We start from the raw sequence: 15,656 nt of genomic DNA on the forward strand, positions 1-15,656 counted from the left end.
CAAAACCATCCCCTTTTTCATATTTTCAGTTTAGGATATATAGAACGCCTTTAGTAGTTTACATCATCCTTTTGACACACGAGAACCGTCCCCACGTCTCATCCAAATTCCAAGGAGTGTGATTATTAACCCTGTTAATAAAAGGTTAAAGGCATTTGTTGCTGTTGTTGGAAGTGTCTTTCCTTTTTCATTTGATTTGTCTTTATGGGCTGTCTCTTCCCTGGTTTGTTCTTTATCTTCTTTTTCCGATGAGTTGTCATTTTCTGGTTTGTCTGCTCCAGAATCCTCACCATCATTTGGTGCTGGTTCAGTTGGTTGTGGATTTTCTCCATCACCTTGCCCAGGATCAGCCGGTTTAGGTTCTTCCCCGTTCCCCTGTCCTGGCTCGACTGGTTTTGGATTTACCTCATCACCTGGTACAGGCTTAGGTTCCACTTCGACATTTGCTCCCTTCACAAAGGACCAAATGTCAGAAACCGTCTTTCCTGTATGACCATCTTCTGAAACGGCATACCATGAATAAGTTTGGCCTTCAGTTAAGCCAGTCCAAGTGACTTCGGCAAAGTCTCCACTAGGAACATTCTCATCCTTACCAATCTCTGTATCTGTGAAAACATTAACGGTAAAATAATCAGTTGCTACACGTTTTTGCTTCGCTTCTAAATCGAGTTCCATTATGAACTCATCTTTTGCACCATACTTATCAGTATCATAATAGTTGTAATCATCCAAATATGGCGAATACGTGTTAACCATTACTCGATTTTGATCAGTATCAAAATGCAGCAATCTCATATATCCTTGTCCACCCTCAGGACCAGCCTGATAATCAGCAAGCATTTGATATACGGCTCTGTCTGGTGTCCCATCACCATTATCATCGATCCTATCAATCAGTGTTTGTGCTTCATGATAATGACCACTTAATACTGCAATGACATTCTCGTTTGGCACAACAATCTCATTATAGAGCTTTTCCCCAAGAGGATGTCTTGTGCCTGTTGATAATAAATATTCATGAAAGCTTAGAATTGCCTTACGATCTGGATGTGCAGCTAAAACTTCATTCATCCATGCAATACCTTCGTCAGTTACACCCCATCCAAGATAGGCCATAATATAATCATTACCATCTACTGAGATCAAATCATAATGTCCACGGTTGTTTAAGTAAGATCCTCCGTAATATGGCTTTTCCTTGAAACGATTTTCCCCAAAATATTGATAATATTGAGTATAATCATTGGTCACTTGATTTACATCATGATTACCCGCTAATACTCCATATGGGATCTCTTGATCATCAAGGACCTTCATGTAGTTATCCGCATGTAACCATTGATACTCCTTATCAGCCTCATCAACTAAATCACCTGTATGGAAAACATATTTAATCTTCATTTCTTCCTGCTTCTCGGCAATCCATTGTGTTTGTCTGTCAAAAATATACGGATAACTTTCAGAGTAGTATTGTGTATCAGACATCCATACAAAGGTGTAATCATACTCATCTGGTGTTGCTGGGATTTCGTCTTGAACAAGCACATTGATTTTTGCATCTTTTACATACTCAGAAACTTCAACCCTACCTTTTAGTTCAAAATCTTCAATTTCTGCAATCTTATAATCAATTAGATTCCAATTGTTCGTCTTGTGGCTCCAAGCGTACATCGATACCTTTCTTCCTTCTAGAGAATTTCCGCTCCACTCTAGTTCAACACGATCATTTTCATCAACAGCCTCATCAATCATTACATCAAATCGATGATAAGGAAATTCTGTCGTTGAATCTGTAATTGAATAGTTCCCATCTTTTTTCGCAACTAACGTCTTATTGTCCGTATTAAAAGATTGCTCACCTTGTGGCACCATCATTCTTGGTGGCTCCGTTTCAGACGTATTTGCGAATGCAGTCACGTTATTTGTAATATCATATTTAAAACCTTGATAAAAGGTAACATCCATATCATCACCAGTAGGGTCTGTCACTTTCACCCTTAGCTTTGGATCACCCGTTTCATCCTGAGAATCTAGTTCAGGATTCAAAGGATTTTCGTTTACAACTGAAAAATAAATGATTGTGTCTGACTGGTTTCCAATTTTATCTGTTGCAACAACAGAAAGTTTATGTTCACCAGGTGCCAAAGCCCCAGAAGAAGTTTGATAAGGAACCTCGATTTTTTTATCATCAAGCATCACTTCAACTGAATCGATCCCAGCGATTTCGTCTGTTGCATCTACCGTAATATCAATCGTACCTTTATACTCTTTACCCTCAACAACATTTGTATCGATGATAGGTGCAGTATTATCGACTAATACCGCTGCTGAGTGTTCTTCATCCTGATCTTGAACGGTAACAATATGCTCCCCGTCCTTATAACTAGACGTATCCCACTTATAAGTTTTAGAACGTGAATGATCTTCTGTGATTTCAAATTGAAAATCAACAAATGGATTAGCATCATTCATTTTGATTACTTGATTGGGGTCACTATATATTGCATCTCTTAGGACCGTTCCATCTGCTAAAATTAAACGCACATTTCGGAGGTCATAGTCATCCCGATTTTCTGCAGATTCTAAATCAAATGGTGAGGCTTTATTTCCTGAACGAACTGTTATCGTGTTGTTTCCAAGGACAATTCGTTCTGGCTCAATCGCCACTTTATACGTTTTCCATTCTGACAACCAATCCTTATCCATTAAGTAAAGAACATCGTCACCCATTGTAATCGCATTTTTAAAATACGTATTCAACCCATTTGCTTCAAGGGCAATATATACTTCATTTTCCACTGATTGATATTGACCTTCTATTAATTCTAACCCATCAATGCTTAGCTTCACATCTCCAGGTAAGCTATCCTTGGACGTACCTTTTAATACTTTCTCACCTTTAACAATTTCTCCATCCTTCACATTTAAACGAAGACTTGAATCATCAATCGTATTCGTAATCGAAATACGCTTTGTATCACTTGTCACTTCATTCTTTCCATCTGACACAACAAAATAATACTCAACATACTCTTTTCCTATTAAATTAGGAGAATAAATCACATGATGGTATAAAGAATCATCATAGTTTTCTTTTAAAATTGCCTCTGAAAATTCTAATCCGTTCGTTTTGTAAAACAAACGAACACTTTTCACTGACATATTGTCATCCGCTTTCGCAACAATCTCAATGTCATCCTCCTGGTCAACTGTTGATACAGTTGTTAAGTCCTGAACCGTTGGTTGTACCGTGTCTTCTTCAACCATAACCGATTTCACAGGCACTTGGTATTCCTCAAGAGATCCTGGTGTTGCTGGTAAAAGACCATTGCTCACCTTCAACATTTTCGTAGACTTATCAGTTGGATACTTATAAACGATTCCCTTATTTGGCATTGAATCGTCTACATTTGTCACATCATTATAGTAAGCGACCGCAACTTCTTTCCCTGTATTTGTTGCTACCACTAATCCACGCATACTTCCATTTGCCATTCCTGCACTGTGAATACGAACAATATCCTGATTTTCAACTAAGCTTGTCCCAAATACCGAGTTGAAATCAGCCACTGTTTGGTTTCCATTTTTAGCATTAATAATCCAAAACACCAAGGTTTCACCTGGTGGAACAATAATGTCATCGGGGACTGAAGCCCAAACAACATCTGAGTTCGGATCATCTCCATAACGGTAATTAATTTTATAGTCTTTAAAATTAATCTCTTTATTTGTGTTGTTAAAAATCTCAATGAACTCATACCCATCTGCACCGTCAACATTCGTAGAATCAGGAAGTACCTCTGTGACTAAAAACGATGGTAGTTGTTGAAAATCTACCTTTGACTGTTCAACTTCAATCTTCAATTCCTCTGTCTGTGCTTCATTTATCCCATCTGTTGCTGCGATATAGTAAACAAGGGTTTTCGTTACTTCAGTACCAGGAATTTCAACAGAATAATTACTCGGATCACTTCCAGCACTCATTGATACCGATTTAAAGCTAGCCGCTCCTTCCTCCTTATAAAACAGAGTGGCAAGTGGCACGGCTACATCATCCGTAATTCTTGCTTCTACTTTGACAGGTGAGAATGCAACAGCTGGATCATGTATAGCTTCATGTTCAATGATTGGTGCAGTTGAATCTGTCGGAGTACCCTCTAATTCAACAGGCTGGATTGGCACTTGGACAGAATCAATTAGCCCTGGGGTAGGAGTTGTTAACACTTGATATTTCAACATTTCTGTTCCTGTTGTAGGATACTTATATGAAATATCTGCACCCGTGTTATCATTTTCCGAACCTAAGTAACTAGCGGAAACAACTTCAGTACCTTCATTGTTTTTAATGACAATGGCACGGTTTCCTCCATTTGCGAAGCCAGGAAAAGCATCTCTATATTCAACCACTTGATCACTTGTTAGATTAGTAGCAAAATGATTGTTAAAGTCTGTTAAGCTTTTATCTCCGTTATTAAACCAAAGTACAAGCGTTTCTTGTGGTTCAATCGTTACCACAGGAATTTGAAACTGAACTTCTTTCCTAGTGTCAGTATACTTATAAACAAAAGCATAGTTTGTTAAAGTAAGAGGTTGATTACTATTATTATAGAGTTCAAAATACTCATAGTAATCTGTTCCACCACCTGCTGAATTTGGTGAAATCTCAGTAACTAATAGGTGTGGATAGGTATTATAATCAATCACCTCTGGGATAACCTGTTCAATTGTTACTTCAATTGTTTCCTCATTATTGCTAGGGTATGTTACACGATGATTCTGATCAGTAACCATAAGAAAGTATTCAACAGTCCCAATAGCTAAACTCTCTTTTGGAAAAACCTTTTGATATGTGGATTCTTCTATTTTCTCCATTGAAACTCTCTGAAACTCAGTCTCTTCATTCATTTTAAAATAAAGACTTACCGCTTCATCCTTGTGATCATCTGTAATAGTTGCAGAGATCACTAAATCATTTTCATTTGTTACAGCTGTAACTGGTGTATGGTCGATCGTTGGCACTTCATTTTTTTCAGAAATTACCGTTTGGGTTGGAACTTGTCCAGGCTTTGTTACTCCAGGTGTAGGCGTTACTTTAGTTTCAAACTTCTGCATTTCTATCCCATCTATTGGATATGAAAAATTAACTACTAATCCATCCCCAATATCCTCTTTAAGATAGTTAGCAAAAACAATATCTTCACTACTGTGGCTTTTAATTACGACTGCACGATTGCCACTATTGTAAAATCCAGGGGCACCACTATATTCTACAACTTGATCTTCTATTAATGATGTTTGGTAGTGAAGATTAAAATCAGATAGTGATTTATTTTTAACATTTAACCAAAATACTAGCGTTTCCTTTGAATCTATCACAACAGGTTCAAATACCATATTCACGTCGGCTTTGTTGCTACTGTCTGTATAGCGAACTGCAAAAGTATGATGGTCTAATACTAGTTGTTGATCTGAGTTATTATAGACCTCAAAGTATTCATATTCGTCTGCACCAAGATTATTTGGCATTATCTCTGTGACTAGTAGTTCTGGTAGATTATTATAATCAATAACAACTTCTTCCTTGGTTGTCTGTTCAGTAGATGGTTTGTCTGGCTCTATGGCAGGATTAATTTCTGATGTCTCTTGAGCCGTTTCAGTTGGTTGTCCTTCCACGGTCTCTTGAGTCGTTTCGGTTAGTGGTATTTCTACAGTCTCTGGAGTCATTTCATTCGTTGGTGGGGTTGTTGAGTCAGTTACATTGGGTTCAGTCTCTAGCTCAGTTTTGTTTTCATCTTCAGTAGGAACTGTGGGTTCAACTAGTTCCCCTTGTGCTTCAGCAGATTTTGTATCCTGCCCCTCTGTTTCTAAATCTATCGATTGTTTTAGTGTGCTACCTTTTCCTTCGGTAACGTTTGCATTTTGTTCTTCAGTGTATGTAATAATTGATTGATCAGAATCCACCCCCTCAGCAAAAATAATCTGTTGAGGTATGACTGAACTAAAGCTTGCAAATAACATACAAAAAACAACAGATATTACACTTAATTTCCTCGTATTGGTTCGTCTCATAACCTGCCTCCTTGAGGTTTCATCATTTTCGAGATTCACGGCAGTAGCTTTTACATTTCTGCTTCAATAAGCATGAAACTTATACATAAATCTACAAAACTACCTAAAAGAAATCCCGAATTTTGTACCTCTGTTCATCGTACAGGTTAATTATTAAGGCTATGTAAAAATATGGTAAACTTTCCTTTAAAAAGAAAAAGGAAAGAAAAAGGGACGGTTCTCATGTCTCAACGAAACATGAAAACCGCCCCCTTATTTTATTCTGCTAAGTATGAACAACAGTAATCAACAACTGAATATACTTTCAATTGAAACTTCTCATTAGCAGGGACATAAAAGACTCCGCTTCCGTTAATCTCTTTCCAATCCTCACCTGGCAATTTATATTCTAAGTGCCCAGCAACAATGTCCATTTCTTCTTTTAAATCAGTAGAAAACTCATATTCTCCAGGTAACATAATTCCTAAAGTCTTTTTTGTTCCATCTTCAAACAAAACCGTTCTACTAGATACTTTTCCATCTTGGTATGTATTTGCTTTTTTAATGATAGATACGTTATTAAATTGTTCCATCTGCGTAATCTCCCCTTCAATTCAAAGTAATCCTACTTTAACATAAATAGTAATCAGAATACATAAATAATTAAAACTATTTATATTATACACATTTATATAATCGTAACCTTAATCTTATTGAAAATAAATAAGAGCGCTAAACTGATAGCACTCTTATTTAACCTTATAAACTTCTTAATGACCTGATTGATTTCCCGTAGAATGAAATACGAGAACCGTCCAACAAGCTATTCTTTTGTTCTACTTTCAAACTTTTCTACTTTCGTTGATTCTAACCCGTAACCTGTCGAGCTAATTTCTAACACTTCCTTATCTTCTCCCATATTCAAACTCACTAAATCTGGCTCTTTTCTACCTCGTTCTTTTTTCTTATCCATATAAACCACCTGCTTTATATTTTTTCTAAAATTAACTTAATTAACATTTTTATTTTGCTCGTTTTTCCCAGATGAATACAAGATTATACTCAGTCAATTGAAATAACAGAAAAAAGGTGCACCTAATGGTACACCTTTTTCTAATCTCTATAGACTGTATCCTTTAACACAAGGGGCGAGCCAAAAATGATATATGAGAACCTCGTTTCATTCATAGATGACTTTATTTTTTCCACTGCGTTTTGCTTGGTAAAGAAGGGCATCTGTTTGTTGGAAAAACTCTACTTTCGTTAGGTTGTGATGATAGTTTTTCAAACCAATACTAATTGTCACTTTCCCATTTTCCATTTCAGCATGTTGTAAATTTTCAACATGTATTCTGATTGCCTCGACAGTATGGTAAGCTGTTTCAATATTTTTGTTAGTTAGTATAATTGTAAATTCTTCTCCACCATATCGAGCAACAATATCTTCCTCTGTAACTCTTTCTCGAATTGCGTCTGCTACACGCTTTAAAACTAGATCCCCTATATTATGTCCATAGGTATCATTAATATTTTTAAAGTTATCAATATCGATTATGGCTAGTTGAAGGGGCATATTGTAGTTCTTACTTTGTCCAACAAGGTGATCTAGATATTCTTGAAATGTTTTATGGTTATATAAATCTGTGAGTGCATCAATCTTCGACATCCGTTCCATCATCGTACTTTTGACAATTAACTCTTTTTCTTTTTCAGAAGATTGTCTAAGGGTTTGAAGTACTTCATTTCCCCTTTGTAGTACAGCTGAATAGATAAAATAACCGGCTAATAACGCAAATAAGTAGGAAATGTAATCATACTCTGTGGCCGCCATTCTTATAGATGGGAACAAATAAATGATTGTTAACGCAAACAAATTAATAGTTAAGCTAAAGCGCAATTTCCTTTTATCAAAATAGATTAATGACACAGCCATCGGAAGCAATAGAATGACTTGCAACCCTTGAACATTAGGGTGTATTAAAATAATAACGAGAGCCACTAATGTACCCGCCATTGTCAAAACCTTAGAACTATATACTTGTTTTACTTTTATAATGTACAAGCACACTAGTATGATAATCAATTGAATACCTGTCGGGAGTACAAGCTGCTTTACTAAAAATCCGCCTACGTATTCAGGATTATAGTAGACTGTTACAATTAGCCCAATAATCTGGCCAATAATCGACACTATAACCATCACCCAATAAAAATATAATATCTTCTCAGACCATAATTTATAATTCATCCTAGATCCATTATGATTTTCCATCGCTGCCTTCAGCTCTCATTCTATATTATTGTCAAAATTCACAAAAAACCTAGTAAATACTATCAAGGAGAGCAAAAAAGCGCCATCTCATAATAAGGTTCCACGACTTTATCTTATCAAATTATAACCCATTCATAATCAGATATTAAGTACCAAATCAAGTAATCTTAATTTTTTTATACCATTTATAAAAGTGACAATGAGAAAGTAAGATAAACTCGTCTGTAGAATTATTGAGTAAAATACTATTAAGTCTCCAACAACATTCTAAATAATGGTATAATTTACATTATAAGGTAATTACATATTGTTTAGGGGGAATAATATTTGAAACAGGTACTTATGGGGTTTATTTTTTTTAGTATGATTTTTTGGGTTTTAGGTTGTTCTACAAGTGACACTGTTGAAAGCAAGTTAACTTTACCTGATGATATACCCTCCTTTGTTAGAGAAAGCGATTTGGAGGCTGTTGATTGGGACCTAAAAGCTGTGACGTTCAATAACAATATTATCGGGAATGAATATAAATCAGGTGTTATTGGCGCTGATATGCCAAGTCTTAACACCAACCAAAAGTGGATGTGGCACCTTTGGGGCATTGAAAATCCGACAGAAACCCAACTAACTGTCGTGGGCCTTCACAAAGAAACGGGAACTATTCATCAACTCATAACAAGAGGTTGGACGATAGGCCTCGGAGGAAAGAATAATGGAGCAGATGCACACGCACCTTCTAGTGTAAACATTCCAAAGGCAGGAGAATGGGGAATATTGCTTTATACTAACGGAAAATTATTTGATACATTAGTTTACGAAATTAATGAATAACGACTAGGTCCAAATTGGACGGTTCTAGTGTTTCTTTTTTATATTTTAAATGAAACACAAGAACCGTCCCCGTACACCAACACAAAACCTGAACCCTATTTCATGTTTTGTGTTTTTATGTTAAAATATGTTAGAGGTGATAAGGATGTCAGAGCATCAAGATGAAAAGGTAATTGGTGAATATCCTTATGTACCTAAGCAACAACGAGCCCAAGCCAAAAGACAGGCTTTGCTTGAAAGTGGACGACTGTTGTTTATTGAACAAGGGTATGAGCAAACGAATGCGAAGGAGATTGCTGCACACGCTGGTGTTGCCACAGGAACTTTCTATCGATATTTTGTCGACAAACGGCAACTGATGATGTCTCTAATGAACGAACAATTAGATAGACTTTTGCCCCCCATACACGACTGGACAACTAACAATCCAGAGAGCTATTTGGCGATCCGATTAGAAGAGCACTATAAACAACTTGATCAACTAAATTTGAACCTTTTATTACCTGAACTACTTGTAAAGGATTCACAACTAGCTGAGCTTTTTGAAGAAATTCGAAGTAAAATGTTAAGAAGGATTATAAGTAATTTAAGAAGCGCCAAAAAACAAGGTTTAGTATGGGATGATTTAAATGTAGAGACTGTTGCATGGTCAATCTTACTATTGTCAGAACAAATACCTGAGGCAATGATTCAAGGCCGAAAGAAAGAAGATTTCCAACATCTAGCTAAAGTTATATGTCGATTAGTGTTTCCTCCAGAAAAATTGGAACAACTAAAAACGAACAAGTAATAATAATCCACTCTAAAGGGGATAAAAAAAGTGATTTCAGAACAAATAGATTTTAAGGACATCAAAAAACTCAAACTTGAGATGACAAGATTCATGATGGCCTATAAATTTGCATTAGATGAAATGAACACAAAATTAAATATATTAAAAGAAGAATTCAATTATATCCATGATTATAACCCAATCGAACATGTGAGCTCTCGTGTAAAATCACCTGAAAGTATTTTCAAAAAGATTCTTAAAAAAGGGTGCCCACTTTCCTTAGATTCGATTAAACATAATATTAGGGATATTGCCGGACTAAGAATTACAGTATCATTTATCTCAGATATTTATAAATTGAAAAATATGCTCGAAAGTCAAAAGGATATTACCATCATTGAAACAAAAGACTATATTAAACACCCAAAGCCAAATGGGTATCAAAGTCTTCACATGATTATAGAAATTCCGATTTTCATGTCAGACCGTGAAGAAAAGGTTTTTGTAGAAGTTCAAATTCGAACGATTGCAATGGATTTTTGGGCTAGCTTAGAACATAAGATCTATTATAAATATAATAAAGAAATTCCAGAGAATTTAGTCCAAGAATTAAAAGAAGCTGCAACAACTGCAAATGCTTTAGACTTAAAAATGGAACGTCTCAATAAAGAAATACTAGAACATAAAGCGGCAGAACAAAAAAAAGAGGAAACATTAATCACTATCAATGAAGATCAATTTCGTCTTCCATTAAACCTACTAGAGTCATTGATTCAAATGAAAAATTAATCAAAAAGTCAGCCCATGCAAGAGGTTTATCATTGCATGAGCTCTTTTGTTTTAGGAAAGTGTCACACCCTCTTCTCTATTACACAAAAAAGCTTGCCTAGAAATATTTCTTCTAAGCAAGCTTTTTATCTATTATTTTTTTAAGTTATCTTCTACAAACTGAATCATATAGTCTCTATTTTGAGAATTTACAGGGATCCCTATCAATTTATCTTGATAAGTAGGTATCTCGCTGAAACGCTCCATATCTGATATCTTTACCCCATATAACTCTTCATTTCCATTATTTATTGGAGAGAAAGCCTTTTGGTCCATTAGTTGGTCAAAAAGTTCTTGATCTACAATCATCATGTCAACGCTTCCTGTAGATAAATGAGCAAACATTTTCTGAACTTGTGCGTAAGAATCACTACTTATATTCTCACTAGAATACATAATATAATCCGCTTGGAATTTTTGATCGGGTGTTTCTTCATTTATTTTGGAGAGTAAGGAATTGAGTTCTTGTGATTGAGCATGATCTACTACCATAATATTTAGAAACGGTTCTTCTTCTTTAAGAAAGCTACTTACTATATACCCTATAAAAAAAATGGAACACAACGTCAGAATAATTGGTAGTTTGTAATATTCCCAAATATAATCAATTCGTTCTTTAGTACTCATTGTTTTAAGTCTATTTAGTAAGTCCGACATTCTTTACACCTTACCTTTACTATTTTCATCATTCATTGAATTTGAAATATCTCTTTTAAGACAAGTATACCATATTGCTATAGGTGTAGGTTTATCAAGATTACTATATATGGAATTACTTTTTATATTTGGCTGTTTTCGTATAGATTGTTGCTTTTAAAAGCCGCAGGCTGAATACACTCCGCGTCCGGCGGGTGACCAGTGAGCCTCCTCGTCGCTAACGCTCCTGTGGGGTCTCACTTTGGCCACTGGTCTGAGCAGGAGTCTACGTGTATTCAGCCTGCTTGTAACTACCATTTCATTTTTATGTCTAAAACAACAAACTTTGAGAAAACAGCCTTATATTTAGATTGTTCGATCATTTACAAAATACGAATAGACAGTTTGCAAATGCAAACTGCCTATCTTCTAAACTATTTAGTTACCTGTCATTTCAGTGAGTTCCTCCAAAGCAGCTTGTAAAGTTATTTTCGCTGAAGCTACCTTCTCTAGAGTGCTTTGCGGATTCTTTAATACTACTTTTGCATCTATTAATGCTTTATGGAAGACCTTCCAGCTTTCCTTCGTGTAGCTTTTGTGATCTTTTTCTTTATTCGCATCATACAATTTCTGTAACTCTTCCTTATTCACTTCTACTTTATTCTTTCCTGTAATAACATCCATCCCATCAAATACATACGTTCCGCCCTTCACTACTACTTTTGCAGTGTGATTTGAATCTTTTAGTCCACGAACATTGTAGGATGTTTGTCTATCACCTTTAGCATAAATTCGATAATTTTCATCGATTAAAATATCATCGATATAGACGTCAATTAACGCATCAGACGTAGCTCCGAATAAATTAAAGCCTGATCCCTTAAAATTGAAGATCATACTACTACTAGGACTATCAAATTTAGGTGTACTATAAATATTCACAGCCCGGAAATCCATAAAGTCTTCTTGCTTCGCATTATCTTTCAGTGAAACCTTCAAGGTGTGTGGTTTCTCTTCAAGCCCTCTAATTGAGTACCTTACACCTGTGCCTGTATCTACAGCAAAGTTCCCCATATCCACTCCATCAAGCTCAAAATTGTATAGAGATTTATCTCCAGTCCCACTAAGATAATCAATACCTGAACCTGTGAAGTTTATATAAATATATGGGGCATCATTAAAATTAGCCCAAGCATTCGAACTATTAGATCCCCAAACATTATTCTTTCTAAATGCATAAACGGTATTTTCGTTATCCCCAATTAAAGCTTCATCGTCCTGTACTTTAACAATTTCATTCGGTCCTATTCTTTTTACTGCTAAAAGAGGGTCTGTTGTTTCTATTTCCGCTCTGCTAAAGCTAGTATACTTGTCTTTTGCTACAACCTTAAGTGTATGTTCTACATCTTCTAGATTCTTTGCATTCCATACCATTTGCTCTATTTGGCTATTGTTTGAATAATTAGCCTCACCAACTAATTCTCCATCTAAATAAACATCTGCTGTTCCATTTGACGGGTTTGTTACCCCAAATAACCTAATTTCTGTTCCCTTAAATGTTATTTCAAAGGAATTCCCAGTTGCTCCCCAGGCATTTGAGCCATTTGATCCCCAACTGCCGGAATAAAACACTTTGTTCAAAGTACCTTGAGTTGTTGTAGTGTCCCTATGCCCCACAGTTACACCATTCCATACCGGTACATTTGTTACTGCTGTCATTTGTGTACGGTTAAAATGTGCGTATCCTGCTTGTGTATAGTTCCATTTTCCAACATACCCTATCGGATTTAATGTGTCAGTATTATTCAAAGCTTCTTCTTCCGTATCGAATATCTTTCCTTGTGCACTATCATATTTATCTGATTCATACGTATATCCTTTAATTGGATCTATACGCAAATTATCGAAAAGTGTTTCATAATAACCAGAACCTATGACAACCCTTCCAGCCATAACTGTTGAATCCCCGTCAATATAGCTGCTGATTTCTGCTCCATCTAGAAAAAGAGTAAATTCATTTTCTTTCGCTTCGAAAGCTAGGTTATGCCATACCTTATTATCAAAATTCTCGATTGTTCCACTATTTACAATATCCCCCAGTTCAAGGATTTCATAGTTTCCATTTGAATATACTCGTGCATTGTATGGTGCATGAGAGTCTGTTCCACCAGCCTTCACTTGTCTTACACCAATTAAAGCATAGTTACTTCTACCTTCTACTTCAGGTGTATGGGTATCTAGTAAAAAGTCATAAGATACTTTATAATTCACCCAACGGAAATCACCTAGAGTTGTGTTTGGATTGCTAGTAGATGCCGAACCGTCTTTTCCTCCACCCCAAACTGCCCAATCTGCTCCAATTATGTCATGAGAGATTTTCTGTTGTAGCATATTCCCATGAGCTTTTGCCTCAGGAATCGTCAAGTCTGTACGTTCTGCACTTCCACTCTTTACAGGCTTGGTCGCTTTCTTCACGACTTCAAATGCGGCTAACTGATCAGTCGTATAACGTGGAGTCCCACCGCGACGATCCACATAATCTCTACCTTTTTCATCTACCGGATACTTTTTATATTCAAAATCATCCTTATATGGTAACGGTAGAATTGTGTCTTTTGATACATCAACTGGTTTTGATTGATACTCAAAATTCTCTGTCTCTGATTCCTTGTCTAATGTTGAAATGGTTACGATTGAATAAGGTTTTACTTCAACTTCATATTCACCATCTGTCGGAGTGATTACGTTTATATTTTTAAACCAATTTTCATCGACATTTTGTCCTTCTTCAGCACCACGAGTTTCCCACACAAAAATTTTTGCATTCTCTTTACCATTTAGATTTTTTGTATTGATTTTATATTTACGTGTTTGTTTTGTATTGTTTGCAAAAACGGTTGTATAATCATCTGTTTCAGGATCTTTTACTGTTAGATAATTATGAGTACTTGTATCAACATCTACCCCACCATCAAAGAAATTCCCATCACTATATGTCGCGTCCTTTACATACATCCATCTTTCATTTTCCGGAGTTGTATGATCGTCATAACCGACAAAATTCATAACATGACGAACCCCTTGCAATCCACCATCCACTTCATAAAAACCAGACCATGGATCAAACGCACTTATCAAATGTTTCGGATTGTAAGATGAACCTTCGTAAAAGGCTGCAACTGAAGGTTGAAAATCGAAAGATACAGCATTTAGTGGATTGCTACTTGCTCCTGTCCAAGAATAAACTGAAATAATTCGAGAAGTGACATCGATAATTCCAGCTTTTCCTCCAAGCCCTTTATAGTGTGGCTCCATATTTTCACGATACCTTGCATTGATCATTGGTGCGATTCCTTCAGACACCCAAATTTCCTTTGGCTTTTTTCCTTCAGCAATCAACTTATTTTGCAATGCAGTCAATTCATTGGATCCGGTCAAACCATAGTGGGAGCTAATCACATCAATTTCATCAATCAAGTCTGGATGATTGAGTAATGTTTGACTAATTGTTTTCGTATCACGATAACCATCCGCTGCTACTAGTTTTATATTTTTGTAGTCTGTATCATAATTGGGTTCTTCTTTTATCTTAGAAGTAAAATACTTCAGCCATTCAAGCTCAATTCTCCCATTATTATTTTGTGCTCTTTCATTTTGCGAGATTCCTACATAATCTAGTTTAAATCCATATTCTTTATAAACTGCGTCAATAGTCTGTTTATACCATTGATACCTGTTTTCATAGTCATTATTGGCAGCACCATTCCATGTGAAACGAGGCTCACCCCACCGTAAGATTTCAGTCGTAATATCAGGGTTGATCGATTTAGCATCTGCGGCAAATTGAAATCCTGCTCCTCTAAGCACGTTTGCTGGTTCATCCATATAACGCATGGTGGCGGGCTCTGTTCCAGAAGATGAATTCACATCAGCACCTAATTCTACTTTTACGTGTGATAGTCCAGCTCCTGTATCTTTATTAAACAGTGAATTCATAATTTCCCAGTATGCCTTTGGATTCTCCTCTTTGTAATCTAACATCAAACGAGATGTATTATTAGCCGTTACCGTTCCAAACCCTTTGAATCGATTATATTCATCCACATTGTTTCCATCAATTGTAATGGATTTGGTAACCTCTTCAGCCTTTGATTCTTTCGTTCCAATAAAGGCAAACGAACCGAAAACCATAGAAGCAACACACAAAGAACTAACCATTTTTTTGAGTTTTTTTCTTTTAACAATCATTTATTATCATCCTTTCTTTCGCCC

9 protein-coding genes are annotated in these 15,656 nt (G+C 36.0%); 3 read left to right on the forward strand and 6 right to left on the reverse strand.

The annotated features are described in order from the left end of the window. Nucleotides 1-63: 63 nt before the first annotated feature. The 4 genes from BLQ56_RS03050 to BLQ56_RS03060 form a co-directional block, all read right to left on the reverse strand. Nucleotides 64-6,069 carry a lamin tail domain-containing protein gene (locus BLQ56_RS03050; protein WP_090849755.1) on the reverse strand — a complete coding sequence of 2,002 codons (6,006 nt, stop codon included), beginning with the start codon at nucleotides 6,067-6,069 and terminating at the stop codon, nucleotides 64-66. A gap of 257 nt (nucleotides 6,070-6,326) precedes the next feature. Continuing rightward, the gene (ppnP, locus tag BLQ56_RS03055) at nucleotides 6,327-6,641 is read right to left on the reverse strand and encodes a pyrimidine/purine nucleoside phosphorylase (protein ID WP_090849757.1); all 315 of its coding nucleotides are present in this window, start codon (nucleotides 6,639-6,641) and stop codon (nucleotides 6,327-6,329) included. Nucleotides 6,642-6,871: 230 nt separating this feature from the next. Continuing rightward, a complete protein-coding gene (locus BLQ56_RS23315; protein WP_175490170.1) occupies nucleotides 6,872-7,021 on the reverse strand; it encodes a hypothetical protein in 150 nt (49 codons plus the stop codon). A 207-nt stretch (nucleotides 7,022-7,228) separates the two neighbouring features. Continuing rightward, nucleotides 7,229-8,320 (reverse strand): GGDEF domain-containing protein, encoded by a 1,092-nt coding sequence (locus BLQ56_RS03060; RefSeq protein WP_090849759.1) that lies wholly within the window; start codon nucleotides 8,318-8,320, stop codon nucleotides 7,229-7,231. Between the two features lie 327 nt (nucleotides 8,321-8,647). On the opposite strand from BLQ56_RS03060, the gene BLQ56_RS03065 reads away from it, so the two are divergent. The 3 genes from BLQ56_RS03065 (at nucleotide 8,648) to BLQ56_RS03075 (ending at nucleotide 10,709) form a co-directional block, all read left to right on the forward strand. Further along, nucleotides 8,648-9,148: a hypothetical protein gene (locus BLQ56_RS03065; RefSeq protein WP_090849761.1), complete on the forward strand. Its 501-nt coding sequence runs from the start codon at nucleotides 8,648-8,650 to the stop codon at nucleotides 9,146-9,148. 145 nt (nucleotides 9,149-9,293) lie between these two features. Continuing rightward, nucleotides 9,294-9,938: a TetR/AcrR family transcriptional regulator gene (locus tag BLQ56_RS03070; RefSeq protein ID WP_090849763.1), complete on the forward strand. Its 645-nt coding sequence runs from the start codon at nucleotides 9,294-9,296 to the stop codon at nucleotides 9,936-9,938. Nucleotides 9,939-10,019: 81 nt separating this feature from the next. Then, on the forward strand, nucleotides 10,020-10,709 hold the full coding sequence (locus BLQ56_RS03075) for a GTP pyrophosphokinase (protein ID WP_090850113.1): 690 nt from the start codon (nucleotides 10,020-10,022) through the stop codon (nucleotides 10,707-10,709). A 132-nt stretch (nucleotides 10,710-10,841) separates the two neighbouring features. Here the strand turns inward: BLQ56_RS03075 and BLQ56_RS03080 are convergent, their stop codons facing one another. Both BLQ56_RS03080 and BLQ56_RS03085 read right to left on the reverse strand, forming a co-directional pair. After that, nucleotides 10,842-11,405: a hypothetical protein gene (locus BLQ56_RS03080; RefSeq protein WP_090849765.1), complete on the reverse strand. Its 564-nt coding sequence runs from the start codon at nucleotides 11,403-11,405 to the stop codon at nucleotides 10,842-10,844. Between the two features lie 417 nt (nucleotides 11,406-11,822). Next, nucleotides 11,823-15,632 (reverse strand): S-layer protein, encoded by a 3,810-nt coding sequence (locus tag BLQ56_RS03085; protein ID WP_090849767.1) that lies wholly within the window; start codon nucleotides 15,630-15,632, stop codon nucleotides 11,823-11,825. Between the last annotated feature and the right edge of the window lie 24 nt (nucleotides 15,633-15,656).

This window comes from Litchfieldia salsa (genome assembly GCF_900104555.1).
Lineage (GTDB): Bacteria > Bacillota > Bacilli > Bacillales > Bacillaceae_L > Litchfieldia > Litchfieldia salsa.

Excerpts from the sequence above, each read along its gene's own strand:
- ppnP (WP_090849757.1), bottom strand. The coding sequence starts at position 6,641 with ATGGAACAATTTAATAACGTATCTATCATTAAAAAAGCAAATACATAC.
- BLQ56_RS23315 (WP_175490170.1), bottom strand. The coding sequence starts at position 7,021 with ATGGATAAGAAAAAAGAACGAGGTAGAAAAGAGCCAGATTTAGTGAGT.
- BLQ56_RS03085 (WP_090849767.1), bottom strand. The coding sequence starts at position 15,632 with ATGATTGTTAAAAGAAAAAAACTCAAAAAAATGGTTAGTTCTTTGTGT.
- BLQ56_RS03075 (WP_090850113.1), top strand. The coding sequence starts at position 10,020 with ATGACAAGATTCATGATGGCCTATAAATTTGCATTAGATGAAATGAAC.
- BLQ56_RS03080 (WP_090849765.1), bottom strand. The coding sequence starts at position 11,405 with ATGTCGGACTTACTAAATAGACTTAAAACAATGAGTACTAAAGAACGA.
- BLQ56_RS03070 (WP_090849763.1), top strand. The coding sequence starts at position 9,294 with ATGTCAGAGCATCAAGATGAAAAGGTAATTGGTGAATATCCTTATGTA.
- BLQ56_RS03050 (WP_090849755.1), bottom strand. The coding sequence starts at position 6,069 with ATGAGACGAACCAATACGAGGAAATTAAGTGTAATATCTGTTGTTTTT.
- BLQ56_RS03060 (WP_090849759.1), bottom strand. The coding sequence starts at position 8,320 with ATGGAAAATCATAATGGATCTAGGATGAATTATAAATTATGGTCTGAG.